Source organism: Halorubrum hochsteinianum (assembly GCF_023702125.1).
Taxonomy (GTDB): Archaea; Halobacteriota; Halobacteria; order Halobacteriales; family Haloferacaceae; genus Halorubrum; species Halorubrum hochsteinianum.
This window is the reverse complement of record NZ_CP098415.1, coordinates 1,661,738-1,686,959: the sequence shown is the minus strand read 5'-3', so window position 1 is coordinate 1,686,959 and position 25,222 is coordinate 1,661,738. Positions and strand designations below refer to the sequence as shown.

28 protein-coding genes and 1 pseudogene are annotated in these 25,222 nt (G+C 68.2%); 16 read left to right on the top strand and 13 right to left on the bottom strand.

All coding sequences use genetic code 11. The features are described from left to right. Positions 1 to 102 precede the first annotated feature (102 nt). Positions 103 to 933, bottom strand: coding sequence for an IS5 family transposase (locus NAF06_RS08445; protein ID WP_251106146.1), 831 nt, complete (start codon positions 931 to 933; stop codon positions 103 to 105). Between the two features lie 145 nt (positions 934 to 1,078). On the opposite strand from NAF06_RS08445, the gene NAF06_RS08440 reads away from it, so the two are divergent. Continuing rightward, positions 1,079 to 1,441, top strand: coding sequence for a hypothetical protein (locus NAF06_RS08440; protein ID WP_008584363.1), 363 nt, complete (start codon positions 1,079 to 1,081; stop codon positions 1,439 to 1,441). 431 nt (positions 1,442 to 1,872) lie between these two features. On the opposite strand, the gene NAF06_RS08435 is transcribed toward NAF06_RS08440, so the two are convergent. From NAF06_RS08435 to sdhC, 3 genes are read right to left on the bottom strand one after another with little or no spacing between them, the layout of a single operon-like run. Continuing rightward, complete coding sequence (locus tag NAF06_RS08435; protein WP_008584365.1) at positions 1,873 to 2,766, bottom strand: succinate dehydrogenase/fumarate reductase iron-sulfur subunit; 894 nt, start codon at positions 2,764 to 2,766, stop codon at positions 1,873 to 1,875. Positions 2,767 to 2,773: 7 nt separating this feature from the next. Further along, entirely contained in the window at positions 2,774 to 3,145 is a 372-nt protein-coding gene (locus tag NAF06_RS08430; protein ID WP_008584366.1) for a succinate dehydrogenase hydrophobic membrane anchor subunit, read from the bottom strand. Position 3,146: 1 nt separating this feature from the next. Next, positions 3,147 to 3,572, bottom strand: a complete 426-nt coding sequence (gene sdhC, locus NAF06_RS08425) for a succinate dehydrogenase, cytochrome b556 subunit (RefSeq protein WP_008584368.1) — start codon at positions 3,570 to 3,572, stop codon at positions 3,147 to 3,149. Between the two features lie 174 nt (positions 3,573 to 3,746). On the opposite strand from sdhC, the gene NAF06_RS08420 reads away from it, so the two are divergent. The 4 genes and pseudogenes from NAF06_RS08420 (at position 3,747) to NAF06_RS08405 (ending at position 7,298) form a co-directional block, all read left to right on the top strand. Beyond that, a complete protein-coding gene (locus NAF06_RS08420; RefSeq protein WP_008584370.1) occupies positions 3,747 to 3,941 on the top strand; it encodes a cold-shock protein in 195 nt (64 codons plus the stop codon). Between the two features lie 204 nt (positions 3,942 to 4,145). Continuing rightward, positions 4,146 to 4,904, top strand: coding sequence for a TetR/AcrR family transcriptional regulator (locus tag NAF06_RS08415; RefSeq protein ID WP_008584372.1), 759 nt, complete (start codon positions 4,146 to 4,148; stop codon positions 4,902 to 4,904). Next, positions 4,901 to 6,278: pseudogene (locus NAF06_RS08410) on the top strand (MFS transporter). The gene NAF06_RS08415 and the pseudogene NAF06_RS08410 overlap by 4 nt, the downstream one beginning before the upstream one ends. Before the next feature lie 543 nt (positions 6,279 to 6,821). Next, a complete protein-coding gene (locus NAF06_RS08405) occupies positions 6,822 to 7,298 on the top strand; it encodes a 50S ribosomal protein L11 (protein ID WP_008584377.1) in 477 nt (158 codons plus the stop codon). Between the two features lie 51 nt (positions 7,299 to 7,349). Here the strand turns inward: NAF06_RS08405 and NAF06_RS08400 are convergent, their stop codons facing one another. After that, the gene (locus NAF06_RS08400; RefSeq protein ID WP_008584379.1) at positions 7,350 to 8,069 is read right to left on the bottom strand and encodes a DUF4013 domain-containing protein; all 720 of its coding nucleotides are present in this window, start codon (positions 8,067 to 8,069) and stop codon (positions 7,350 to 7,352) included. Between the two features lie 106 nt (positions 8,070 to 8,175). On the opposite strand from NAF06_RS08400, the gene NAF06_RS08395 reads away from it, so the two are divergent. After that, a complete protein-coding gene (locus tag NAF06_RS08395; protein WP_008584381.1) occupies positions 8,176 to 8,463 on the top strand; it encodes a DUF8072 family protein in 288 nt (95 codons plus the stop codon). 31 nt (positions 8,464 to 8,494) lie between these two features. On the opposite strand, the gene NAF06_RS08390 is transcribed toward NAF06_RS08395, so the two are convergent. Next, a complete protein-coding gene (locus NAF06_RS08390; RefSeq protein ID WP_008584383.1) occupies positions 8,495 to 8,947 on the bottom strand; it encodes a universal stress protein in 453 nt (150 codons plus the stop codon). Between the two features lie 140 nt (positions 8,948 to 9,087). On the opposite strand from NAF06_RS08390, the gene NAF06_RS08385 reads away from it, so the two are divergent. After that, the gene (locus NAF06_RS08385) at positions 9,088 to 9,498 is read left to right on the top strand and encodes an RDD family protein (RefSeq protein ID WP_049908804.1); all 411 of its coding nucleotides are present in this window, start codon (positions 9,088 to 9,090) and stop codon (positions 9,496 to 9,498) included. Between the two features lie 74 nt (positions 9,499 to 9,572). Here the strand turns inward: NAF06_RS08385 and NAF06_RS08380 are convergent, their stop codons facing one another. Then, positions 9,573 to 11,483 (bottom strand): ATP-binding protein, encoded by a 1,911-nt coding sequence (locus NAF06_RS08380; protein WP_008584388.1) that lies wholly within the window; start codon positions 11,481 to 11,483, stop codon positions 9,573 to 9,575. 143 nt (positions 11,484 to 11,626) lie between these two features. On the opposite strand from NAF06_RS08380, the gene NAF06_RS08375 reads away from it, so the two are divergent. The 3 genes from NAF06_RS08375 (at position 11,627) to NAF06_RS08365 (ending at position 14,196) form a co-directional block, all read left to right on the top strand. Then, positions 11,627 to 11,962 (top strand): DUF7113 family protein, encoded by a 336-nt coding sequence (locus tag NAF06_RS08375; protein WP_008584389.1) that lies wholly within the window; start codon positions 11,627 to 11,629, stop codon positions 11,960 to 11,962. Between the two features lie 83 nt (positions 11,963 to 12,045). Further along, positions 12,046 to 12,753, top strand: coding sequence for a DUF2270 domain-containing protein (locus NAF06_RS08370; RefSeq protein ID WP_008584391.1), 708 nt, complete (start codon positions 12,046 to 12,048; stop codon positions 12,751 to 12,753). Between the two features lie 57 nt (positions 12,754 to 12,810). Further along, entirely contained in the window at positions 12,811 to 14,196 is a 1,386-nt protein-coding gene (locus tag NAF06_RS08365) for a M28 family peptidase (protein WP_008584393.1), read from the top strand. 186 nt (positions 14,197 to 14,382) lie between these two features. On the opposite strand, the gene NAF06_RS08360 is transcribed toward NAF06_RS08365, so the two are convergent. The 4 genes from NAF06_RS08360 to NAF06_RS08345 all read right to left on the bottom strand — a co-directional run bounded on the left by NAF06_RS08360 (position 14,383) and on the right by NAF06_RS08345 (position 17,515). After that, positions 14,383 to 14,574 (bottom strand): hypothetical protein, encoded by a 192-nt coding sequence (locus NAF06_RS08360; RefSeq protein ID WP_008584395.1) that lies wholly within the window; start codon positions 14,572 to 14,574, stop codon positions 14,383 to 14,385. Between the two features lie 56 nt (positions 14,575 to 14,630). After that, positions 14,631 to 15,266 carry an IS6 family transposase gene (locus tag NAF06_RS08355; RefSeq protein WP_251106145.1) on the bottom strand — a complete coding sequence of 212 codons (636 nt, stop codon included), beginning with the start codon at positions 15,264 to 15,266 and terminating at the stop codon, positions 14,631 to 14,633. A 61-nt stretch (positions 15,267 to 15,327) separates the two neighbouring features. Then, positions 15,328 to 16,068 carry a helix-turn-helix domain-containing protein gene (locus NAF06_RS08350; protein WP_008584405.1) on the bottom strand — a complete coding sequence of 247 codons (741 nt, stop codon included), beginning with the start codon at positions 16,066 to 16,068 and terminating at the stop codon, positions 15,328 to 15,330. Positions 16,069 to 16,441: 373 nt separating this feature from the next. Next, the gene (locus tag NAF06_RS08345; protein WP_008584407.1) at positions 16,442 to 17,515 is read right to left on the bottom strand and encodes an aldo/keto reductase; all 1,074 of its coding nucleotides are present in this window, start codon (positions 17,513 to 17,515) and stop codon (positions 16,442 to 16,444) included. Between the two features lie 136 nt (positions 17,516 to 17,651). On the opposite strand from NAF06_RS08345, the gene NAF06_RS08340 reads away from it, so the two are divergent. The 6 genes from NAF06_RS08340 (at position 17,652) to NAF06_RS08315 (ending at position 22,117) form a co-directional block, all read left to right on the top strand. Further along, on the top strand, positions 17,652 to 17,873 hold the full coding sequence (locus NAF06_RS08340) for a hypothetical protein (RefSeq protein WP_008584409.1): 222 nt from the start codon (positions 17,652 to 17,654) through the stop codon (positions 17,871 to 17,873). Positions 17,874 to 17,926: 53 nt separating this feature from the next. After that, positions 17,927 to 18,862, top strand: a complete 936-nt coding sequence (locus NAF06_RS08335; RefSeq protein WP_008584411.1) for an acyltransferase — start codon at positions 17,927 to 17,929, stop codon at positions 18,860 to 18,862. Between the two features lie 525 nt (positions 18,863 to 19,387). Next, positions 19,388 to 19,981 (top strand): DJ-1/PfpI family protein, encoded by a 594-nt coding sequence (locus tag NAF06_RS08330; protein WP_049908805.1) that lies wholly within the window; start codon positions 19,388 to 19,390, stop codon positions 19,979 to 19,981. A 16-nt stretch (positions 19,982 to 19,997) separates the two neighbouring features. Further along, positions 19,998 to 20,813, top strand: coding sequence for an Nmad3 family putative nucleotide modification protein (locus NAF06_RS08325; RefSeq protein ID WP_008584415.1), 816 nt, complete (start codon positions 19,998 to 20,000; stop codon positions 20,811 to 20,813). A 73-nt stretch (positions 20,814 to 20,886) separates the two neighbouring features. Then, the gene (locus tag NAF06_RS08320; protein WP_008584418.1) at positions 20,887 to 21,300 is read left to right on the top strand and encodes a DoxX family protein; all 414 of its coding nucleotides are present in this window, start codon (positions 20,887 to 20,889) and stop codon (positions 21,298 to 21,300) included. A 409-nt stretch (positions 21,301 to 21,709) separates the two neighbouring features. Next, positions 21,710 to 22,117 (top strand): hypothetical protein, encoded by a 408-nt coding sequence (locus NAF06_RS08315; RefSeq protein ID WP_049908806.1) that lies wholly within the window; start codon positions 21,710 to 21,712, stop codon positions 22,115 to 22,117. Positions 22,118 to 22,425: 308 nt separating this feature from the next. On the opposite strand, the gene NAF06_RS08310 is transcribed toward NAF06_RS08315, so the two are convergent. Then, a complete protein-coding gene (locus NAF06_RS08310; RefSeq protein WP_008584424.1) occupies positions 22,426 to 23,502 on the bottom strand; it encodes a CNNM domain-containing protein in 1,077 nt (358 codons plus the stop codon). A 73-nt stretch (positions 23,503 to 23,575) separates the two neighbouring features. Beyond that, complete coding sequence (hisS, locus tag NAF06_RS08305; RefSeq protein WP_008584426.1) at positions 23,576 to 24,898, bottom strand: histidine--tRNA ligase; 1,323 nt, start codon at positions 24,896 to 24,898, stop codon at positions 23,576 to 23,578. Positions 24,899 to 25,222: the final 324 nt, after the last annotated feature.

Genomic DNA, 25,222 nt, shown 5'->3' with positions numbered 1-25,222 from the left:
GGATGTAATCAACCCCGTGGGGGGTCAGGAGGAGTCTGTTTGGGTACCTGATTGTTGGTGCGCCTGTATGGGCTGTGTTGAATCGCTGTAAGGCGTAGAGATTCACTGTTTGACGAAGCGCTTGATGTTGTAGACCATACACATCAGAGCGATCTCGCGGAACTCACGGAACCAGGACCGCGCTCGCACGGCGAAGCCGAGCGAGCGCTTCACAGCCGAGTTCACGGTTTCGGTCATAGAGCGCTGATTGTAGCGATTATCGTCGATTCTGGCGTTGTGTGCGTGGTCGTACGGCGCGAAGATGCGGTGCTTGATCAGCGGTCTGATCCCAAGATCGCGTAATCCTTCGCGGAGCGATTTCTTGTCGTAGCCCTTATCGGCCGCAAGAGACCGCAGATCGCCCGCGTTCCGGCGGGCGATCTGCTCAGCGAGATCTGCGTCACTTCCTTCTCGGTTCGTCGAGCAGTGAACGTCAAGGACAGCTTGCGACGCTGTATCGACGAGTTTCGTGACTTTCAGCTTTTGAACGCGGTAGCTGATTCGCTGGCAGTAGTGGCGGCTGGCTGGTGAGCGGTCGTAGAATGTGGCGTCGATCGCGGCGTGTTCGGAGAGATCGTGCAGCTGCGCCGACTGGCGCAGCAGCACTCGACAAACACTCATACTGATCCGGTCGAACGCCTTACACAACGTGGACGGCGCAGGGAGATCGGCCGCGCTGAGGCCGATCTCCCCGGTTATTTGTGGCATCTCTTTGAGCAGGCCGATCGTCATGCGGTACGATGTATCGAGGTAAATTCGCAGACAGTGGAGGGAAACGAGTGCGTAGTCGGCGAATCCGCCGCCGCCTTCCGGGGCGGCGGATTCGCCTCCATCGCCAGTAACTCTTTGAGCAACCGGCACAACCTCCCCGATGAAGCGGGAGATTTGTGTCATAGGCAACCGAATCTTCCCGCTTCAACGCCTTTGATTTAGCGACCTACCCTGCCGCCGTATGGCGATTCAACACAGCCCCTGTATGTCGCGACAGTCGCCCTTTAGCACATCTTGATTCACCTTCCTTCTGTGGTATTGACGTACCATGGAACACGATTCATGGACGGCTGACGCCGATCTGACTGACAGAGACATAACCACGGCGACGACGCCGTCGACGGCAGACGTGACGCGGCTCGTCGACGAGGCGTACCGTCTCGGCGTCGACGACGCTCGAGTGACGGACGCAACCACGGGGGTTGTTCCGCCGAGACCTATCCACCACCACTTGCTATGTAACGCCAACCCGTCCGAGCCATGGACAGACTCTGAGGGGCATGTTCGTTTCACCGTGTGTGAGACGGTTGAGACTCCTTACCGCGACGGCGACGCCGTGGCCTTCGTTACTGTCGTCGGGAAACCGAGCGGGGAGATCGTCGAGGTGACTGTCGGTGTGAACTACGAATAGGTGCGTTTCACATACGCCATCTGATATGACGCCCCGACTTTCTCTTTGTTTCGTGAACCAACATATATCTGAGACAGAACAGCCCGTTAGTAAGATGTGGTTCGTAATTGCGTGAGAGTGTAGAACAAGTATAGCATGGAAATAACCATTACTGCCAGCAAAATATAGTCCGTAAATTCGATGTTGCCCATTATTACACCGTCAATACCATTCACTCCTGTGAATAGGACTACACCCAGTGCTCCTACCGCTTTGGCTATATCAACGAGAAACCCAGTGAATCCCATATATCGAATTAGTCAATTCGTAATTGAATAAAACTGCCTCTGTTCAGTTAGCTGTCAGTCGGGTTGCGACATGGACGGTCCGCTCCGTGGGGGTACGTCCCGAACGGGTAACTGATAAAGGCAGGAGGTTTTTCTAACCTAATTTCACCAAAACTTCAGGTTGTTCTTGACCGCCTCGCGCTTCAGCTCCTGGATGTGCTCGGTGAGGGGGATGTCCTTCGGGCACACCTCGGTACAGGAGAACTGGGTCTGACACCGCCAGACGCCGTGCTCCTGCTCGATGATCTCCAGCCGCTTCTGTTTCATCTCCTCGCCCTCGCGCTCGTCCATGGCGAACCGGTACGCCTTGTTGATCGCGGCCGGCCCGAGGTACTCGTTGTCGCCCGCGGCGATGTTACACGAGGACATACACGCGCCACACCAGATACAGCGCGTGGACATCTTGATCTTCTCGCGGTTCTCGCGGTCCTGCCGCTGCTCTTCGAGTTCGCCGTCCGGGAACTCGTTCGTCTGGAAGTACGGCTCGACGGCCTCCATCTGGTCGTAGAAGTGCTCCATGTCGACGACGAGGTCCTTCGTCACCTCGGCGTGCGGGAGCGGCTCGACCCGGACCGGCTCCTCCAGCTCCGAGATCTGCGTCTTACACGCCAGCTTCTGCCCGCCGTTGACGAACATCGCGTCGGACCCGCACACCGCCTGCCGGCAGGAGTGGCGGAACGTGAGCGAGGAGTCGTACGTGTCGCGCGCGTACATCAGCGCGTCGAGGACGGTCATCCCCTTCGTGAACGGGACGTGGAAGGTGTCGAACCGCGGCTCCTGTTTCCCCTCGACCTGCGGGTCGTAGCGGAACACCTTCAGCTCCACCGTGCTCTCGTCGGCGGCGGCCTTCTCGGCCTCCTCCTCCTGTCGCTGCTCGCGGCGCTCGGCCGCGCGGCGGCGCTTCTCGGCGCGGCGCTCCTCGCCCTTCGAGGCCGGCTCGGCCGCCTCGGTCTCGGTCTCGGTCGATTCCTCGGTCTGCTTCGGAATTTGCGTGCTCATTGTCGGTTCAGTAGAGTCCAATTCCCGCCCACGCGTTCGCGGTGCGGATTCCCTGCGCGATCAACACGACGCTCGCGGCGACGAGCGTCCACTTGATCACGGTGCGTTTCGTGCCGGTGAGGCCCTGATTGACCAGGGCGTTGTAGACGCCGTTGACCCCGTGGAACGTCGCGGTCACGAGGAACGTGATCATCAGCGAGTAGTAGCTCAGGCTCTCCATCCGGCCGGAGCTGGCGAGGAACGACACCTCGTCGGCGTGGTGGACGAAGTGGAGCAGGAAGAAGTGGAAGGCCAACACGACCAGCAGGAACACCGCCGTGACCCGCTGGAGGAACCACATCCGACCGCCCTTCTGGAACGAGGAGTAGCGCTCGGCCATCTCAGAACGCCCCCGCGAGGAACGTCGGCACGGACGCGACGGTGATCGCGCCGGTCAGGATTAGCGACGCGTAGAAGCTCTTGTCCTGTGCGCCCAGCCCGATCCCGAGGTCGGTGAGCAGGAGTCGGGTCCCGTTGAGCATGTGGAAGACGGCGACGGCCAGCAGGCCGACTTCGAGGATGCGCACGAGCAGCAGCCCCTCCAGCGAGACGATGGTCTGCGTGTACACGTCCTCGCCCGCCATGATCGCCGCCTCGCTCGCCCCGGCGGCGGGAATTCCTGTGCTCAGCACCGCGATGTGCGTGAACAGGTACCCGATGAGCACCCATCCCGTGAACTTGTGGAAGATCCACGCCCACATCCCCGCCTCGAACTCCCGCCAGCGGCCGAAGTCCTCGATGAGGCCTCGATTGTACGACTGACTCATACCTAACGGTTCTGAACCGGTGTCGTATAGTAGTTACTAACACGGAGTCGGTCGCCCGCGCGACCCGGAAGTCAACGGCCTCGCTTCCGCCCCGCGCTCCCTGCGTGACACGGCGTTCCACGGCCGACGAGTCGCGGAAAGCTTTTATGTGCCGGTGCCGGTTCTACGGTCGCAATGGCGAAAGGCGAAGTTGATTTCTTCAACGACACTGGCGGCTACGGTTTCATTTCGACTGACGACGCGGACGAGGACGTGTTCTTCCACATGGAGGACGTCGGCGGCCCGGACCTCGAAGAGGGTCAGGAAGTCGAGTTCGACATCGAGGAGGCGGAGAAGGGTCCGCGCGCGACCAACGTCACCCGTCTGTAAGTCGGCGACGACACCGAGGCGAATCGGCTTTTCGACCGTTTTCGACCCGCGAGCGGCGGCTCCGTAGCGCGCGTCGTCGCCACCGACGGACCCCCGGTCCGATGGTCCGTCGACGGACCGCGGGGCCGTCCCGGCCGGGACGTTTCCGGCCGGAGCGGTCCCGACCGATAGGGATTTACCGCTCGTTGACTGACCGGTCAGTCAATGAGCGACGCGCCGAGCGCGGCGGAGGAGATCATGGACGGGGTGTACAGCGCCCTCCGCGCTCACGGCTACGCGGACCTGACGATGCAGGACATCGCCGACGAGTGCTCGAAGAGCAAGTCGCTGCTCCACTACCACTACGACACGAAGGAGGACCTGCTCGTCGCCTTCCTCGAGTACATCGTCTCCGACTCCGAGAAGCGGATCGCGGCCCGCGCCGACGACCCGCCCGTCGAGCGGCTGGTCCAGTTCATCGGGTGGTTCGTCTTCGCGCCGGACGAGACGGACCGCGAGGCGTTCCACATCGCGCTGCTCGAACTGCGGACGCAGGGACCGTTCAACGAGCGGATCCGCGAGCAGCTGGCGCGCAGCGACCGGCTGCTCCGGGGGACCGTCGCCGACATCCTCGCTGACGGCATCGAGGCGGGCGTCTTCCGCGAGGTCGACGTCGAGGAGACGGCGGCGATGATCGTGGCGACCCTCGACGGCGCGCGGACCCGGCAGATCACCCTCGCCGACTCCGTGCGCGGCGACGAGGACGACGGCTACACCCGCACCGTCGCCGAGGCGACCCTCCGGCGGATCGTCGAGCCGCTGCTCGTCGAGGGGGCGGAGCTACCGCCGCTCGACGCGGCGATCGAGGCGCTCCGGCGGGACCCGGACGGGGGAACGGACGCAGGCGCGGACGGGGGAACGGACGCAGGCGCGGACGGGGGAACGGACGCAGGCGCGGACGGGGACGCGGACGACCCCGAATGAGCCGGCTCGGGTTCGAGCGGCCGCCGCCGGTGCTGCTCGCGGTGATCGCGAGCACGTTCTTCGTCGGCTTCGGCGGCGGCGTCGTCTTCCCGATCTTACCGAACCTCGGCGCGGTCCTCGGGATCTCCGCGTTCACCGTCGGCATGATCCTCTCCGCGAACCGCTGGGTGCGGCTCGTCGCGAACGCGCCCGCGGGGGCCTTGGTCGACCGGTACGGGACGCGGACGCCGTTCGTGGTCGGCCTGTTCGTCGAGGGCGTCGCCACCCTCGGCTACGTGGTCGCGCTCGCGATGCCGCCCGCCGAGTCGCTCCGCCCGCTCGCGGCCTCGCTGCCGACGCTCGCGGCCGGCCCGCTGGCGGTCGGTCCGGAGGGCTGGTTCGGCGCGGTCGCGCTCGTCGTCGCGCCCGAGACGTGGTTCCTGCTCGCGCGGGTCCTCTGGGGGCTCGGCTCCGCGGCGGTGTTCGCGACCGCGTACACCATCGCGGCCGACCTCTCGGACGGCGGCTCGCGGGGGACGAACATGGGGATCGTCCGGGGCGGGATCACGATGGGGTTCCCGGCCGGCCTCGTGCTCGGCGGCGTCGTCTCCGCGGTCGCGGGCAACGTCGCGGCGTTCGTCGTCGCCGCCGCGTTCGCGCTCACCGCCAGCGTCGTCGCTTACCGCTACGTCCCCGGGACCCACGTGACGGGCGACCGCTCCGGGGACTCGATCAAGCCGTGGGAGGTCGACACCGCCGTCCCCGCGGTGACGGTCGGGCTGGTCAACTTCGGGCTGATGTTCGCGTACATCGGCGCGCTGTTCTCCACGCTCGTCTTGTTCCTCGGCGCGAACGACATCTCGCTGTTCGGCCTCGCGCCGCAGGGGACCTCCGGGCTGTTCATGGCCGGCACGGTCCTCTCGGCGGCGCTGTTCATGCTCGTCGGCGGACGCGTCTCCGACACCCGCGACTCGCGGACGCCGATCCTGCTGACGTTCCTCGTCGTCTCGTTCGTCGGGTTCCTGCTGCTCGCCCGGGCGGGGTCGGTCTTCTCGTTGGGCCTCGCCTGCGTCTTCATCGGGGCCGGGCAGGGCGGGACGAGCGGCCCGATGATGGCTCTGCTCGCGGACCTCACCCCTGACGAGCGCATGGGCCGCGCCTTCGGGGACGAACAACGTCCTCGGCGACGTGGGCGGCGGCCTCGGCCCGATGGTGTCGCTCCCGCTGATCGAGGCGGTGGGATTCGCTCCGATCTACGCCGCCTGCGCGATACTCCCGCTCGCAGCGGGGGCCGTCCTCCTCGTCGGGGTGCGCCGGGAGACCGGGACGTTCCTCCCCGGACACGCGACCGGCGAGACGAGTCCGAGCGAGCGGTCAAGCGCCGCGGACTCGTGATTGAGGGTTCTTTCGGAGTCGGTGGTACACCGCCCTTATAAGCTGAGACGGGCGGTGGCGCGTGCCGGCGAGCGCCCGGAGGGCGCGAGTCGCACGCGCGAGGGAGTCGCTGGTCCCGGAGCGAAGCGGAGGGGCCAGCGACGAGGCTGGGGAGGCGTGAGGTGCGGTCCTGTGCGGGGTGGGACTCGAAGGGGCAGTCGCGAGGCGGACAGAGGCGACGTAAGCACCGCAGGAGCGAGTGGAACGAGCGACGAGGAGCGCAGCGAGCGTCTGTCCGCCTCGCGACTGGGGCTTCGGCGGTCGTGTCCCCAGAGGTAACTGCGTCGTAGCGAGCGACTGGGGCTTCGGCGGTCGTGTCCCCAGAGGTAACTGCGTCGTAGCGAGCGACTGGGGCTTCGGAAGTATCTACAGCACACGCCGCGACGACAGTTCGACCCGCTCCCTCACACATCGCGTCGCAGCCGGTATCGTAAGTGTGCGAATCGCTGACTCCCCCTACCCGAAAGAACAACCGTTAAAAGTCGCCGACGGGTTCGTACGGACATGGCTGGAACTATCGAAGCGCTCGTCCCCGGCGGGCAGGCCACCCCCGGCCCGCCGCTCGGTCCCGAGCTCGGGCCGACGCCGGTGGACGTTCAGGACGTCGTCGCGCAGATCAACGACGAGACCGCCGCGTTCGACGGCATGGAAGTGCCCGTCACCGTCGACTACGACGACGACGGCTCCTTCAGTATCGAGGTCGGCGTGCCGCCCACGGCGGAACTCATCAAGGACGAGGCCGGCTTCGAGACCGGCTCCGGCGAGCCGCAGGAGAACTTCGTCGCCGACATGTCCATCGAACAGGTGAAGACGGTCGCCGAGCAGAAGTCGAGCGACCTGCTCGCGTACGACACGAAGGCCGCCGCCAAGGAGGTCGGCGGCACCTGCGCCTCCCTCGGCGTCACCATCGAGGGCGAGGACGCCCGGACGTTCGACGACCGCGTCGACGCCGGCGAGTACGACGACGTCCTCGACGAGTAACGCCCTTTCTGCGGCTCTCCGATTTTCGGCGGCGCTTTTGCTTCCGACCGGTCAGACCGCGGGCCGCTCCGCGGGCTCCGGCCCAGGCGGCTCCGTCCCGGTCGGGCGCACGTCGCCCCACGTCCAGCCGATGATCGCCGCCGCGGCGACGAGCGCGTAGAACTGGACGAAGACGCCGGCGACCGTCCCGAGGACCGGAACCACCGAGAGCACGCCGATCGCGAGCGAGCCGGCGAGGACGACGACCGCGGCCGCGAGCCAGCCGGTCGCGTACGCCCGGCTCGTGACGACGCCCCAGAGCGTCCCGAGGGCGAACCCGTCGCCGACCTTCCCCGAGTCCGCCACCGCGGCCAACGCCGCCGGCGTCACGTAGAGCCCGACGAGCGACAGGGCGAGCGCGACGAGCCCCGCGACGAGGACCGTCAGTCCGACCACGACCGTCCCGGCACCGACGGACTCGCCGCCCGGCACCGCGACGAACGCGCCGAGGCCGATCACCGCGGCGACGGCGACGACCCCCAACGGCAGCAGCGAGTAGACGAACGCGACGGCGAATCCCTTCAGCCCGTCGACGAGGAGGTCCCCCCACGCGTCGAAGACCGGGGGTTCCGCGTCGCCGTCGGCGGTCCGCCGCAGCACCCGAACGACGTAGCCGAACACGGCGAACGCCGGGATCAACAGCGGGCTCGCGAGGAGTAGGACGCCGCCGATCAGGACGGTCACGAGGGCGTCGTCACCGTCGCGCAGGTAGTTGAGAGACGCTTCGATCATGGTGTGTCCCGTGTAGTGAGGCTTCGCGAGCTATTAAACCGGTACGGCGGGCGAGAGGCGCGAGGAGAGCCGGCCACTTATGCCCGAACCGAGGCGATACGGTGACATGCCCGATCTCAATCCCGTCGCGAAGCGGATCCACAACGTTCAGCCCCGAGCGGTGCGGCTCGAACTCGACTCCGGCGAGACCGGCGTCTACGAGTTCTCGTCGACCGAGTTCTTCCAGCGGGAGTTCCGCGGCGAGGGCGTCCGGGTCGACGCGGACCCCGACGCCGACTTCCGGCTGATCAGTTCCGAGGACTACGAGCGGATCCTGCTCGGTCGGTCCGGGCCCGACGAGGAGGGCTGGTCGATGGTCGGCGAGGTGGTCGCGGCCGAGCGCGCCGAGGAGTAGCCGCCGACCCCTCGTTGACGACCGCCGCCGCTCACCGGACGACGGTGACGGGGACCTCGGCGCGCCGGACCACGCCCTCGGCGACGCTGCCGAGGAGCACGCGGGAAAGCCCGGTTCGACCGCGGCTCGCCAGCACGACGTGGTCGAACGGCTCGCCGGAGTCCTCGTCCTCGCCGACCGCCGCCTCACCGCCCGCGACGTCGAGTATCGTCTTCGTCGGGCGTCCGACCTCCAGTCTCGTCGCGACCGGGCGGTCGACCGCCTCCGCCGCCTCGGCGAGGACCCGCTCGCCGCGCCCCTTGGCGCTCTCGTACCACTGGTCGGAGGCCCCCGGGAAGCCGCCGTCGGCCCCCGTGGCCGAGTCCGCCGGGTTGATCACGTGGAGCGCCGTGAGGTCGGCGTCGGGCCACTCCTCGGCGGCGAACTGTAGCGCCTCGGTCGCCTCCGCGGAGCCGTCGACCGCAACGAGGATGCGCTTGGACATACGCGGCGGTTCGCCCGCTCGGGTTAAAAATGCCGACCCCCGCTCCGATTCGGCGACAATCCGGCACGGGAGGGCGACGGGACCGGACGGCGCAGGAGTCAATCAGAAAACACTTGGCTGCGAGACGGCGAGCGAATTCCATGAGTACGCCGTACGCGCGGTCGCAGATGGCGTCGGTCGCCTCCCGCGGGGGCGCGTGGCTCGTCGACATCGTGGCGAGCCTCGCCGTCGCCGCCGTCGTTTCGGCGGCCGTCAGCGCCGTCTCCGGCACCCTCGCCGACCTCGCGGTCCTCCTCATCATCCCGGGATGGTACGTCGTCTCGGAGGCCGTCTGGAGTCGGACGCCGGGAAAGTGGGTCGCCGGTATCAGGGTCGTCGATACGAACGGAGACGACATCAGTACGCTCGCCGCCGTGGTGCGAAACGTTACCAAGATCCTCGGCGGTGGCTCGGTCCTCCTGATCCTCGCGGGCGTCGTGTTCATCGCCGACTCGCGCGACAACCAGCGGCTCGGCGACCGGTGGGGGGACACGCTGGTCGTGCGGGTCTGAGTCGGCCGTCCGCGTCCGAGTCGCTCGCTCGGCTCACGAGTTCGTGACGCGGCCCCGACGCGCCGAATGGGGCGTCAGTCGTGCCGCGTCACGCACTCGGAGAGGCCGATCAGCTCCACCGGCTCGGAGTTGTCCGGCGAGTAGACGACCATCTGTCCCTTCTCCATGTACGGGACCTTCCCGGCGAGGTTCGAGGGGATGTTGACGCTCGATATCGCGTCCTCGTCGCCGAGGTTCAACACGATCTTCGTGTTCACCTGCTTGAACACCGACTCGGCCACGTCCTGCGGATCCTGCGTGATGAGGAACAGTCCCAGCCGCTCCTTGCGGCCCTGCTTCGCCGCCTCCGTGAACTTCTGGACGACCTTCTGCGCCTGGACGTTGTCGGCGTCCGCGAGGAAGTTGTGCGCCTCGTCCATCCCGACTAAGAGCGGCGTCTCCTTGATCCGGTCGCTCGCCGGGTCGTTCGAGAGCTTGTCGTCGATGAGCAGCCCCGCGACCGCGAGGACGACGATCTCCTTCTGCCGGGAGGTCGGCAGGTGGTAGGTGGGGACCACCGAGAGCCCGCCGGGACGCACGAGGGTGTGGTCGAGTTCGGTGATCGGCTTCGCGTCCTGGTCGAACACGCCGCCCGGGACCCCGCGGACCCGGCGCTTGACGGCGTCGAACGTCGCCTCGTGGACCCGCCCGCTCTCGTGGAGCTCCTCTTTGAGCGCCGGGTCGTCGAGGTACGAGAGGAACTGGCTGTAGGTGCCCGAGTCGCCGTAGTTGTCGAAGAAGCGGTTAAGCAGCGTCAACAGCGCCGGGTACTGGTTGTCGTTGAGCCCGGAACCAGCCACGAGCCACGGCATATCCTGCGCCAGCGAGAAGGGAATCGTGAACTCGACGCGCTCGGCGCGGTGCCCCTCGCCGGGGTACGTCGCGTTCGCGACCCTTGGCACGAGCGCGACGGTGTCGTCGTGGCCGCCGTGGGCGATCCCCTCGCGCTCCAGCCGGCGCGCGAACGCGTCGTCGAGGTCGGGGTTGTCGTCGTGCATCTGCGCGTACTCGTCCTGCGGGTCGAACTGGACCACCGCCATGCGCGACTCCCGGCCGTCGCCCATGGGGTACGTGCGGTCCGCGTCGAGGTACTGCCGGAGGACGTTCTTCGAGGCGTGCGTCTTCCCCGACCCCGTCCCGCCGGCGACGAGGGTGTGTCGGAACGCGAGCGGGTCGCCGTCGGCGTAGTCGTCCTTCACCCGGTAGTCGACGGTGGGCGGCTCCGCCGCGGTCCGCACCTTCTCGCCGCCGACGGAGAGGTGGCCGAGGAAGACGCCGTCGTCGGGGATCTTCAATCCGGTCTTGATCTCGGCGTCGTCGGCCGCTTCCTCCGCGACCGCGCCGGGCTTTGGGACCCGGTCGGTCATCCGGCGTTTCATGTCGTCGCCCTCGCCGTACACGACCGACATCGGCTCCAGGTCGGCGACGAACTTGTAGTCGCGCTCGGCGAACTCGTCGCGGCGCATCTGCCGCCGGGCGTGGATCTCCGTCGCGTCGTCCGACTGGAACTCCTGTGCGTACTCCAGCGCCGTGATCCGGCAGAACAGCCGCTCCCCGTCCGGGTACGGGATCAGGAGGTACTTCCCGAGCCGCACCGCCTCGCGGTTGTCCGTCGTGACGAACGCCTTCAGCGACGTCTCCTCCTCGTCTTCGGCCACGCGGAGCCCCCGCGACACCGACACGACGCCGAGCCCCGCGTCGCTGCCCGCGGGCGTCGCGTCGTAGGCGGCGAACGCGTCGCCCTCGGCGTCGCCGGACGGGTCGCCGCCAGCCGCCCCGGCGTCGACCGCGCTCCCGCCGTCGACCGCGGACTCGGAACCGGTCGCGGACCCGGGTCCGCTCTCGGCGTCGGCGGCTCCGGTCGGGTCGCCGTCGGCGTCGTCGCCCGCGGCGTCGCCCTCGCCGTCACCGTCGCCGGTGTACTCGGTGAAATCCTCCAGCGTCATGGCGTATCCACCGGCCGCCGGGCCGAAAGCGTTTGCCCTCGCGCCGCGGGGCGGTTCGTGGAGTGACAGGCCGTCGCGGGGGCCGTTCGCGGGGCGACGGGCCGTCGCGGGGCCCTTATCCCGCTCGCCCCCCTACTCGTGGCATGATACTCGTTCGCGGCAGCGGCGGGGGGACGGACCTCACCGGAACGGTGTTCGAGCGCGGCGAGGAGCCGCCGGCGTACAAGGGCGCGCCGAACGAGGACGCGCCGTACGTGTGGGTGTGCGACTCCTTCTACGAGGTCGAGAGCGGCGGCTCCCCGCTCGTCGTCGACGGCGAGGAGATCCGGGTCGCCTTCGAGGAGCCGATGCCGCGCGGCTTCGACACCCGCGACCAGGCCGTCGAGGCGGCCCGCGACCACGTCCGGACGCAGTTCGCCCGGATCGGAGTGGATCCGTCCGACGTCGAGGTCGAAGTGAGCGCCGCGGACCCGGCCTGAGGACCGGCTCGGGAGCGACCGGACCTCGGTCCGAGAGCGACCGCGCCTCGTGGTTTTACCCGTTCGGCCTCGGTACGGGAGGTATGCCCGACCCACCGGAAGACTTCGACCCCGAGTCGCGGGAGGAGCGCGAGGTCGCGGCCGAGGCCGCGGGCGACCGGTCCGACTTCCTCTCGCTGATGGGCCACACCTACCGCGGCGAGATCGGGCGGACGAGCTCGTGGCGGACCCGCATCGACCGGACGACCAACTGGGCCGTTGTGGTGACGGCGTCGCTGCTGACGTGGACCTTCTCGAACGAGTCGCGGCCGCACTACGTGCTGCTCATCGGGCTCGTCATGCTGAGCGTCTTCCTCGGAATCGAGACGCGCCGGTACCGCACCTTCGACGTCTGGCGGTCCCGCGTGCGGCTCTTGGAGGAGAACGTGTTCGCGAACGCGCTCGACCCGGGAGGCGTCGAGCAGTCGAACTGGCGGGAGCTGCTGAGCGAGGACCTCCGCGAGCCGACGATCAAGATGCCCACCGTCGAGGCGGTGTCCCGGCGGCTCCGACGAGTGTACGCGCCGCTGTTCTCCGTCCTGATAGCCGCGTGGGTCGTCAGGCTCACTGTGTTCGCGTCGCCGGAGAGCGGGGTCGTCGGAACCGCCGCGGTGGGCGCGATCCCCGGAGCGCTCGTCTTGGGGCTCGTCGTCTGCTTCTACCTCGGCGTGCTGACGCTGACGCTGCGCCGGGCCCCGCGGCAGGCAAAAGGCGAGATGGGGACCGCCGAGGACGCCCACGAGTGGAAGTGAGCCGGCCGCACCGCCGGTACCCGCAACCCCTTTTCGGTCCCGGTCCAACCACGCCGTATGACGGAGCTACCGGACCGCGTCGTGGGCGACGCGCGGACGAGCGACTTCGGGTGGAACCTCCTCACCGACCTGACCGACATCGGGAACCGCATGGCCGGGTCGGCCGGCGAACGCCGCGGCGCTGAGCGCGTCGTCGAGGCGTTCGAGGCGGCCGGCCTGCGGAACGCCGGCCTCGACGAGTTCGAGATCCCCGGCTGGTGGCGCGGCGACTCGTCGCTGTCGGTGTCGGGACCGGTCGAGCGTCACCACGAGCACTCCCACGAGGTGATCGCGCTTCCGGGCACGCCGAGCGGGGAGGCGACGGCCCCGCTGGTCGACGTCGGCGACGGCACGGACGAGGAGTTCGCGGCCGCTGGCGACGCGCTTGAGGGCGCGGTCGCGATGGCCTCCTCGCGCACGCCGGAGAGCCACGACCGATGGATCCACCGGATGGAGAAGTACGTCGCGGCGGCCGAGCGCGGCGCGGTCGGGTTCGTCTTCCGGAACCACATCGAGGGGGCGCTCCCGCCGACCGGCGAGGTCGGCTACCACAACCGCCCCGGCCCGATCCCCGCGGTGGGCGTCTCGAAGGAGGTCGGCGACCGGCTCTCGCGGCTCGCGAAGGGAGCGGGGACGGAGGGCGACGGGGATCCGGCGGACGACGAGCGACCGACGGTCTCGCTCGACGTCGACTGCCGGAACGAGCCGACGACCTCGGTGAACGCGGTCGCGGAGGTCGGGCCGGACACCGACGAGGCGGTGTACCTCACCGCCCACGTCGACGCTCACGACGTGAGCGACGGCGCGAACGACAACGGCGCGGGGTCGGCGCTCGTCGCGGAGGTCGGCCGACTGCTCGCGACGGTCGAGGACGACCTCGACACGCGGGTCCGCCTCGTCACGTTCGGCTCGGAGGAGATCGGGCTGTGGGGGGCGTACCACGCCGCCGAGACCACGCCGCGGGAGGAGATCGCCTGCGTGGTCAACCTCGACGGGGGCTGTAGCTCCCGGAATCTCCGCGTGGGGACGAACGGGTTCGACGGGATGCGTTCGGTGTTCGAGTCGGCCACCGACGCGTTCGACGCGCCGCTCGCGACCGGCGAGACGATCTCGCCGCACGGCGACCAGTGGGCGTTCGTTCAGGAGGGCATCCCGGCCGTGATGGTCTCGACGACGAGCGACCAGTCCGGTCGCGGCTGGGGCCACACCCACGCCGACACGCTCGACAAGCTCGACTCGCGGGACCTCGGCGAGGTGGCGACGCTCGTCGCCGCGTCCGTCTACCGGTTCGCGACGGGAGACGTCGAGGCGACCCACCGGTCGAGGGAGTCGATCCGCGACGCCATCGACGAGGGGTACGTCGAGGAGTTGAAGACCGGCGGACGGTGGCCCTACGAGGAGTGAGCAGAGGGGCGGCGGAGCGAGTCGGAGACGGCGGAGCGAATCGGGGATGCGACGGAGCGAGTCGGAGGCGGCAAAGCGGATCGGAGACGGTGAGGAGAATCGCGGTACGACGGAAGAAATCGGAGGAGCGAAGGAGATTCGGCGGGCGCGGCGGCTCGGGGGTGACTCCCCCGTCGGGCGGCCGACTCACTCCCCGTCGGAGCAGTCGGAGACGCCGAGCGGGAGGCCCTCGGGGGAGTCCGGCTCCCCGTCGAGGCCGGCGTACGCGTCGTCGATGAGCCGGGCCAACTGCGTCTCGGGGCTCACGCCGCGGGCGGCGGCGAGGGCCGCGAGCCGCTCGTACTGCTCGTCGGGCACGGACACGGTTCCGTCGCTCATACGCGGCGCTGCGTGCCGGAGGTACAAAAGCGTTGTTCGGGACCGGACGGTAGTGTTCAGATAAGCTGATTCCATGCGAAGGCAAAGGATCTGAGCCACTCGTTTGCTGTTTCTGCTTCGGCGTTGCTGAAACAGTTTGAGAAACTGGTAGTTCTGCGTTTTACCTCACGAAAGACACGTTCGACGCTGTTCCGATTTCCATGTCGTTCGTATCTGAAATCGAGGCCGTGTTTACGACAGGCTCGCTGAAGTGGAGCCGCACCATCAACGAGAAAGATCGCGTCATCTACGTCGTGTTTTTCGCGGAGTTCCGCGAAAAACCGATCTGCGATCGCGTTATTTCTCGTCGGTTCAAGCCGTGTGTGTAGCAGATCATTTGATTCGGGATCGACAGCAGCGTACAGCCAATATTGCTCAGTATCGAGTTGAATCACGGTCTCATCAACCGCGACGTGATTCGGGTTCCGATCCGATTCCGGCTGTAGGTCGGCTTTGTGAACCCAGTTATGAACGGTCGATCGAACTCGATCAACACCGAATACCTCAAGAAACGAAACAGTATTCGAAAGCGATAGTCCAGACAAATGGAGCTGAATACTGAGCTTCATCAACAGCTTCGGTGTTGCTTCTCGCTCCACAAACTCTAAGTTGATCTCGTCTAAACAGCCGCTGAGGCGGTCGTTTTCTGGCATAGAACACTTTGAAAACGCACCGCCTCACTTTCAAACCTTATCTGAACACCGTCGACCGGACCTACGAGCGGTCCGAGCGGTCCGTCTCGCGGACGGCGGTGACCGGCTCGCCCTCCGCGAACCGGTCGAACAGCGCGTTCATTACCGTCGACTCGGCTCGCGAGAGGTGTTCCCACACCGTCGTCGAGCCGAGCCCGAGTTCGGCCGCGACCTCCTCGACGCCCACGCCGCCCTCGTGGTCGTAGTACCCCGCGGCGATGGCGGTCGCAAGGACCTCCCGCTGTCTGTCGGTGAGGTCGTCGAGGAGGCCGGACGCCGGGAGCTGCGGCGAGCGCTCGATCGACGCGAGCTCCACGTTCCGCGCCAGCTCCACCTCGTTGCCGCCGCGTTCGAGCTCGCGCATCACCGCGGAGAGGTCGTCGTCGTCCTCCAAGTACGCCGTCCAGCGCTCGACGCCGCCGGAGATGGTCGTCCCCGTCCGGTAGTGGATCCCCATCCGGGAGAAGCGGTCGCCGATCCCCTCCCAGTCGGCCGCCTCCGCGTCGATCGTCAGCGCGACGTACGCGTGGGTGCCCTCGATCGGCGCGAGCGGCTCGGCGGAGACGATCAGGTCGAACTCGCGGAACTCCTCGACGAACGCCTCGATCTCGGCCGACGGACCGGTGAGTTCGGCGATCCGCTTCCGTTCCGGACCGCTCCCGGTCATCGACGAGACGGACCGGTACCGGACCTCCGGGTGGCGCGCGCTCACCTCGCACTCCGGCTCCCCCGCGTGGTGGATCCGGAGCGTCACTTCCCGCATGGCGGGTCCGAGGTCGCCGGGGTTAAAACGGGTTCCGGACCGGTCGCGAGCCATTTATATCCGCGACCGCGCAACCGTCGGTGTGGTGGCGATGACGAGTCGGTTACCCCCACTGAGCCCCTTGTGACGACGGGTTTCGACCGAGCCACCGTTCCTACGACCGCCAGCGACGCGACCCGTCCGCGGTCCGCTCGCGGCCCGCTCGTGACGTGGATTCCCGCCGATCGATCGCGGACCGGCGGCGCTGGGGCGGTGCGGAGTGAAAGTGATCTCGCACGGTGACGGGGCGTCGCTGTCCGAGGGTTTCGACGCGAAAGAAGTGGGCCCGGTCGGAACGGCGGAATCGGGGATCGGCCGGCGGTCAGTCCGGCGCTCAGTACGACGCGGCGCGCTTGTCGAGACCGGCGGCCTCGATGTCGTCGCCGTCGACGGAGGTGCGGAGCACGTCCATCCCGTCGTCGCGGTCGATGTCGAAGTTGCGGGCGTACAGGTCGTCGAGGCGCTCGTACTCGGCCTCGGAGAGGGACGGCACGTCGCTCGCCGCGCTCCACTCGGCGATGTCGTCGCCGTCGCGGAACGTCGGCGTGACGGAGGCGACCTCGTCGTGCGCGAGCAGCCAGCGGATCGCGGCCTGCGCCATCGTCCGGGTCCCCTCGGCGTGGTCCGGCTCTTCGAGGAACCGGATCGCCTCGACCTTCTCCCAGCCCGTCTCGTACCACTCCTTCGGGCGGTGCGAGCGGTGGTCGCCGTCCTCGAGGACGGTGTCGGGGGTCACCTGCTCGTTGAGCAGCCCCGAAGAGTGCGGGACGCGGGCGATGACGGAGGTGTCCGAGCCGCTCTCGCGGATCGTGTCCACGAAGTGCCGCCCCGGCTCCTGCTCGAAGAGGTTGAAGACGGTCTGAACCGCGTCGAACTCCTCGTACTCGACGGCGGCGTCGCCCTCGGCGAGCCAGCCGATGGAGGGGCCGAGCGCCCAGCCGAGCGCGCGGACGCGACCGTCGGCCTTCCACTCCGCGAGGAGGTCGCGCACTTCCGGGGTGACCTCGTCGACGTCGGCGTTGTGTAGCTGGAGCACGTCGACGTAGTCGGTGTCGAGCCGGTCGAGCGAGGCCTCGAACGCCTCCGTGAGGTACTCGCGGTTCAGCTCCTTCGGCAGTTCGCCGTGGCCCGCCTGCGGGTTGTCGTAGAAGTCGTAGCCGATCTTCGTCGACAGCGTCACCTCGTCGCGGCGGCCGTCGATCGCTTTCCCGATGATCTCCTCGCTGTCGCCGTGGCCGTACACGTCGCCGGTGTCGACGTAGGTGACGCCCGCGTCGAGCGCGTCCTCGACCATCCCGACCGCCTGTTCGTCCGAGCGGTCGCCCCACCAGTCGGTGCCGACGACCCACGCGCCGAAGCCGATCTCGGAGACCTCCACGCCGGAGTTCCCCAGTTCGCGGTGTTGCATACCACCCGGTTGGCGGTCGGGACACTTATCGGGCGCGGTCGCTCTCGGGACGCGGTAGCGCCGGTTCGCCGAGATGCCGGGTCCGGCGACAGCGACCGTCCCAGTTTATAAGCGTCACCGGCGAGTTCCCCCGCGTATGGACGAGTCCCTCCACGACGCGCTCGACGTGATCGCCTTCCTGCTCGCGGTGATCGCCGCGGTCGGGCTCGCGGACCTCACCGTCCGGTACGGCCCCACCGGTCTCATGCTCGCGGTGCTGTTCCTGATTCTGCTAAGCGTCGTCGGCGTCGCGCTCGGTCCGGACCGGGACCGGCGCGTCGGCGGCGAGCCGGGAGGTGCGGGCGGCGACGCTCCCTGACGCCGCGTTCGCACAACCGAATCCATTTGAACCACGGCGACGAAGGTGGGCCGATGACAAAGCGACACGTGTCCCTGCCCGACGGTGCCGAGGCCGGGGTCCGAGGGTTCATCGACGAGGTGGACGAGCGGCTCTCCTCGGACGAGGACACCTGCGAGGTCGTCCGCGACGTGCTGGTCGACCTCCACGGCGACCGCGAGGCGTGGGAGGCGTGGCGGGACGGCGAGTCCGTCTCGCGGGCCGAGCGCGTTCGCCTTCAGGGGTACGACCCGTGTAACGCGACGCTGGAGTCGGAGTACTACGCCGAGAAAGACGAGGACCGCTTCCAGCGCTCGAAACACCTCCAGTGGCTCTGGCGGCAGTTCGACGCGACGCCGATGGCCGACAACGTCGAGTTCGCGCTCCGCTTCCGGCAGATGCTCGGCAACCACCTCTTCGCCGAGTGCGGGGACAACTGTCGCTTTTTCAAAGGCATCTCCGTCACCTACGGCCACAACATCGAGGTGGGCGACAACGTCGTGATCCACGACGACGTCCACCTCGACGACCGCGGGAAGCTGACGATCGGCGACCGCGCGTCCATCTCCGACGGCGTCCACCTCTACAGCCACGACCACGACATCGTCGACCAGACCACGGTCCGGAACTTCCACACGATCGTCGAAGACGACGCGCGCGTCACCTACGACGCGATGGTCCGAGCGGGCTGCCGGATCGGCGAGAACAGCGTCGTCGGCGCGCGCTCCGTGGTTCAGGGCGACGTGCCCGATCACCACATCGTGGTCGGCTCGCCCGCCCGCAGCGTGCGCGTGAAGCCCGGCTGGGAGGAGACCGCCGAGGAGCTGGAGGACGGGCGGCTCCCCGACAACCAGGACGACCGCGAGATCGAGTACGAACTGCCGGACGACTTAGCGCAGTTCGACGAGTTCGGCCGGGACCTTCAGCCGCCGGACGTGGAGAACCCCTCGCCGCCCCCGACGGACCAATAAGACGTTGGTTCGCGGTTTTGCGAGCTTCTCGCGGTGACCACTGGGGGACGATCCGCTCGGCAATACGAAGACGTGGTCGCTCGTGAACGGTCGGTCGACCCGAACACCACCGAAGCCCCAGTCGTGAGGCGGACGCACGCTCGGGGCGGTCCTCGCTCGTTCGCTTCGCTCACTCGCTGCGGTCCTGCCTTCGCCTGCGTCCGCCTCACGACTGCCCCTTCGAGTCCCACCCCGCACAGCACCGCCCCGCACCTCACGCCGCCCCAACCTCGCGGTTCGCGCCCTTCGGGCGCTCACCGCGTCCAGCGAGAATCGAAGATTCTCTTGCGGCCGGCGGCGAAGCCGCCGGCGACCTCGCGCGTGCTCCTCGCGGCCGCCTTCAGCAGCCACTCGGAGGCACGCGCCACCGCGAACCGCAGTCGAGGTCGATCGTCGCCTACCACGCGTCAGTTGGGACGTGGTATGCTACCGCCCGCCAGTATCGTTATGAGATTGCGACGCGTACCACCGCGTGGTGTTACACGCATGACAGGACAGCGGATACTGATGATCGTCGGCGACTTCGGCGAGGACTACGAGATCATGGTCCTGTTTCAGGCGCTTCAGGCGGTGGGACACGAGGTCCACGCGGTCTGCCCGGACCGAGAGGGCGGCGAGTCGGTAAAAACCGCGATCCACGACTTCCGGGGCGACCAGACGTATCTGGAGGAGCGCGGCCACGACTTCGAACTCACGCACGGATTCGGCGAGGTCGACCCCGCGGACTACGACGCGCTGGTCGTTCCCGGCGGGCGCGCTCCCGAGTACCTCCGCGGGTACGACGAGGTGCTGGACGCGGTCCGGCACTTCTTCGAGGCGGACAAGCCGGTCGCGTCGCTCTGCCACGGCCCGCAGATCCTCGCGGCGGCGGGCGTCCTCGACGGCTACGAGATGACGGCGTACCCCGCCGTCAGGCCCGAGGTCGAGGCCGCCGGCTGCTCGTGGGTCGACGGCGTGACGACCGACGGCAACCTCGTCACGGGGCAGGCGTGGCCCGACCACCCCGAGTGGATCGCGCAGTTCCTCGACTTGCTTGGCACCGAAATCGAACACGGGCCGACCGCGGCGACCGCGGACTGACCGCCGTCGCGCACCGATGTCTGACCCGCGCACCGTCGCCGTCAACGTCGCCGCGAACACGAACGACCCCGGGTTCCGTGGGCCCGTCTACCCCGACGGCTCCTTCGCGTACGTCCCGATCCCGGAGCCGGCCGCGACGCTACCGCGCGACCGATTTCCGGTCGACGAACCGCTGCCGACGTACGCCGACCTCGATCTGCCCTTCGCGCTCCCGAGCGAACTCCGGGAGGTCCCCGTCCACGCGGATCCGGAGTCCTCGGACGCTCACGGCCGCGAGCGCGCGAGCTACGGCGACCCCCACGGCGTGAAGGCCGGGCGGATCGCAGGGCTCGGCCCGGGCAACTGGCTGTTCTTCTACGCGACGCTGTCGCTGCGGCCGCGCGACTGGCGGGGACCGGGCGACGAGCGCGTCGGCGACACGGGCGCGGACGTTCGCGGCGGGGAGTGGCTCCGCGAACGGGGCGTCGCGGTCGACGACGACCTCCCGCCGCAGTGGGGCGCGTTCCTGTTCGCGGGGATCCGCGTCGACTGGGCCGTCTCAGCTGACGGGGGCGGCGTCGTTGAGCGCGCTGCCGCCGTCGAGGCCGCGCCGACGAACGCGCACCTGAAACGCGACCCGTTCGACGCGCGGGTCGTCGTCGCGGGCGACCCCGACGCCTCAGGCCTCTTCGACCGCGTCGTCCCGCTGAGCGCGCCCGAGGCCGGGACGGCGGCGAACCCGATCGTGACCGACCTGTCGAGCGACTCCGGGAAGGGACCGTGGTGGCGGCGGCCGATCGCCTTCGACGAGGCGGCGACGGCGCGGCTGCTCGCGCGGATCGAGCGGGAGTGATGGAGTGGAGGCGGCTGTCCGCGGAGGCGACCCGCCACCCCGATTTATGGGCCGCGGTCGCGTTGTGACCCACATGAGCGACGACGAACCCACGGAGAAAGCCGACGAGTCGGCCGATCGCGGCGCGCCCTCGCGGCTCGGCCGCGTACTGCTCGGGGTCGGCCTCGCCGCGCAGGCCTCGGAGGACTTCCGCGACATGGACGACACGGTGGAGTACGCCGAGTCGGCCGGGGTCCCGATGCCCGAGGTCGCCGCGCCGTTCGCCTCCGGCATGATGGTGGTCGCCGGCCTCGGAATCGCGCTCTGGCGGCTCCCCCGGGTCGCGACCGGCGCGGCGGTCGCCTTCCTGACGGTCGTCACCGCGACGATGCACGACTTCTGGAACGCGGACGAGGACGACAAGAGCGGCGAGCGGCTCGCCTTCTTCGGGAACCTCGCGATGCTCGGCGGGGCCTTGGTGTTCCTGCGCGAGGCGTACAAGAACTGAACGACGGCGCGGAAGGCGGACCCGGGAGCGCAGTCGGTTACTTGTAACTGATTGCCGGCAGGTCGGCGGTGACCACCGCCGGAGCCCCAGCCGCCCCTACCGCACGGCCCCGCAGCCTCACGCCTCCCCAGCCTCGTCGCTGGCACCCTCCGCTTCGCTCCGGGGCCAGCGACTCCCTCGCGCGTGCTCCTCGCGGCCGCCTTCGGCGGCCACTCGGAGGCACGCGCCACCGCGATATCAGTTATAAGAACACTATGACGGACGCCCGAAGTACTTGCTCTTCGGTTCGCTATCCTCGGTTATGCTGCGCTGTTCACTACTTTCTGTAACGTGTTTTATCCGGTAGTTATCTCGTGGCGACAATGCCGGCCTTGGGTTTATATACGGGACCGGGGGAAGTCGGGATACGATGGACGAACGCAGTCGAGCGCGACGGAGCGTGTTGAAAACAACGACCGGCCTCGCCGCGGCCGGATCGGTAATCGCGACCGCCGGTTGCCTCGGTGGCGGCGGGTCTGACCTGGACCTTGACGAGGAGGTGACGACCGAAGGGCCGGTGGAGGTTTCCACCACCGCGCTCGCCGCCACCGACGACGGATACGAACTGGCGATCACAGTCACGAACGATTCTGAGAATCCGGCCGACGTGGGCTGCGAAGTCGTCTGGACGGATAGCAACGACGAGAACGTGGCCGTAACCGGATCCGACACGAAAACAGCCGATGCCGGCGGAGAGACTACGCTCACCGTCACGGCCGAGGATCCGAACGACGCAATCGTGGCCTACTCCGTGACCGTCCTCGCCGCTCCGGCCTGATCTGGCCCGTCTTTCCCCCGCGCGTCGTTCCGACTCGCGTTTCCTCGGGGTATAACAAACAGCACTCCGGTTCAGCCGACGTTGTTGGGTAACCAGAGAGCGGCGGCGATACCATCCGGGCGGATCCCGAACCGAAACCTCTCGTTCCGAATGATCACAGTCCGATACTTTGCTAGGTCAATCTACCCGGGGATGTCTACCTTCCAACCGCTCTACCAAGATTGCTTCTCAGGATTCTCTCGATAGTGGTACTGAACCGACTGTGAAGTGGCCCGATCTCAGCGTCTTCCGCGGACTCAACGGAGCAGTTATACGTTGTCGGCGTCCAGCGGGTCCTCCAACTGTCCCATCACCGCTTCGAGGGCGTCGGTCGCGGTGACGAGCCCGACGACCTCGCCGTCTTCGACCACCAGGGCGAGCTCCTGCGCCTCCGCCTGAAATCGGTCGAACGCGTCGCTGACGCTCGTGTCCGCCGTGATCGTCATCGGCGGGGCGGCGATCGACGCGAACGTCGCCTCGCCGGACCGGAGCTCGTCGAAGCGGCTCACGATGGAGGGGGCGTACACGATGCCCTCGAACGCGGTCAGGTCGTCGCCGACGAGCGGGAACCGGGTGTGCGGCGTGTCGCGGATCCGGTCGAGGTTCTCCTCGACGGACGCGGTCGTCGTCAGCGAGACGATTTCGCCCGCGGGGGTCATCACGTCCGCCACGGTCACTCGGTCCACGTCGAGGGCGTTCAGGACCTCCTCGCGGCGCTCCGCCGGGAGTTCGATCTCCTCCATCATCGAGCCGATCCGGGTGCGGAGCTGGGCGCGCGTCTCCAGCACCTCCCCCTCGGCCTCGGTCCACGAGCCGGTCATCTCGACGCCGAACAGCCCGAGCGTGGCCTTCGCGACCCAGTCGCCGAACCGGATCAGCGGCGAGATGAGCCACGCGAACCAGTAGAGTGGGCGGGCCCCGTACTCGGCGACCTGTTTCGAGCGCTCGACGCCGAGGTACGTCGGCGTCTGCTCGCCGTGGGTCAGGTGGACCATGTTGATGATGAAGAAGCCGAGGAGGGAGCCGGCACCGGCGGACGCGAACGTCGTGTTCTCGAATATCGGGGCGAAAAGCGCCGCGAGCCCCGGCTCGGCGACGATACCGAGCGCGATCGAGGTCCCGGAGATCCACACCTGACAGGTCGTGAGGTAGAACTCCAAGTCGTCGGTCATCTCCCACGCGCGCCGCAGCCCGGGACTGTCCATCTCCGACTCGGGGTACTGACGGAGTCGCGTCAGCCCGAACTCGATCGCCACGAAGTACGCGTTTATCAGGATGAGGCCGACGCCCGCGGCCACGCGGAGAGCGACCTCGGTCGGGGGCATCGCCGTCGAGAGCGGGATCATCGTTCCCACCCTCCCGGCGCGCGATTGAAAAGCGTTCAGGGATCCGCGCTCGCCCCCCGGACGCGCCGCGGCGCTACTCGTAGTCCTCGTACGTCGGGAGTCCGCTCTCCGGCGGGAACTCCTCGACCGGAACCGTGGTCTCGTCGCCGCTCGCCATGTCCTTCACCGTGTACTCGCCGTTCTCTAGGTCGCGCTCGCCGACCACGACCACGGTCTCGGCGTTGATCGAGTCTGCGTAGCCGAGCTGCGAGCCGAACGAGCGGCCGGAGACGTCCTGCTCGACGACCACGTCGTCGGCGAGCGCGCGGAGGTCGGTCGCGAGCGCGGCCGCCTCGCTCCGCGTGTCGCCCACCGAGAGCACGTAGTAATCGGTCGAGAGCTCCTCGTCGGGCCAGACGCCGGCGCGCTGACAGAGGAGCTTGAGCGTCGCGTGGCCGGGCGCGACCCCGACCGCGGGCGTCGGCTGCCCGCCGAAGCTCTCGATCAGGTCGTCGTAGCGCCCGCCGCCGAAGACGGAGCGGGACACCTCGCCAGTGGAGTCGAAGCACTCGAAGACGACGCCGGTGTAGTAGTCGAGCCCGCGGGCGGTCGTCAGCGACACCTCGCAGAACTCGCCCGCGCCGAAGTCGTCGGCGGCGGCGAGGACGTTCCGGAGGTTCTCGACCGCGGCCTCGACCTCGTCGCCGCCGGCCTCGGCGACGGCGTCGAGGTCGTCGACCGTCTCGACGCCCGCGATGAGGTCGTCGAACTCGCGCGCGGTGTCGCGGGCGAGGCCCGCGTCGGAGAGCAGGCCGACGTACTCGGCGTCGTCGACCTTCGCGCGCTTGTCGACCGCGCGGATCGCCGCCTCGGCGTCGACCGCGTCGGGGTCGTCGGCGAGCGCGCGGACGAGCCCGCCGAGGATGTCGCGGTGCGAGACGCGGAACTCGAAGTCGTCGCCCGTCAGCCCGAGGCTCGTGAGCGCGTCGGCCGCGACCGCGAGCACCTCGGCGTCGGCCTCGGGGGCCGAGGAGCCGAACACGTCGATGTTCGTCTGGTAGAACTCGCGGAACCGTCCCTGTTGGACCTGCTCGTAGCGCCAGAACGGGCGGGTAGACATCCACTTGATCGGCTTCGACAGCTCCTGACCCTTCTCGACGACCATCCGCGCGACGGTCGGGGTCAGCTCCGGCGTCATCGAGACGCCGCGGCCGCCCTTGTCGTCGAAGGCGTACAGCTCCTCAACGATCTCCTCGCCCGACTTGTCGACGTACATCTCCGTCCGCTCTAAGGCGGGGGTGGCGATCTCGCGGAAGCCGTGCCGGCTCGCGGCGTCCTCGATCGCGTCGGTCACCTCGCGGCGGGCGGACTGCTCGCCGGGGTAGAAGTCGCGGAATCCCTTGAGGCCGTCGTACATGGACGCCGGTTCGGCGAGCGCCCGCTTGAAAGCATCCCTTCGGGGGCGGCGGATCGCTTCGGCGTCGCGTCGGGGTCCGAGTCGCGTGACGCGGGGCGTCGTCCGGTCGACGTCAGGGCGCTCTGGTGTGCGGACAGATCGGTGTCTCCGGGTGGCTCTCGCCTCGGTCGCTCTCGTCTTGGTCCCTCTCGGCTCGGTCGGTCGCGGTCGGGGCCGAGGCGTTCCGCGCATCTTCCGCGGACGCCGGCGGAACGCGCGTCCGAGTCGCTATCGGATCCGCGGCGTCTCGCGCTCGCTTCGCCTCGCCCTCGCCGACCCCCGCGG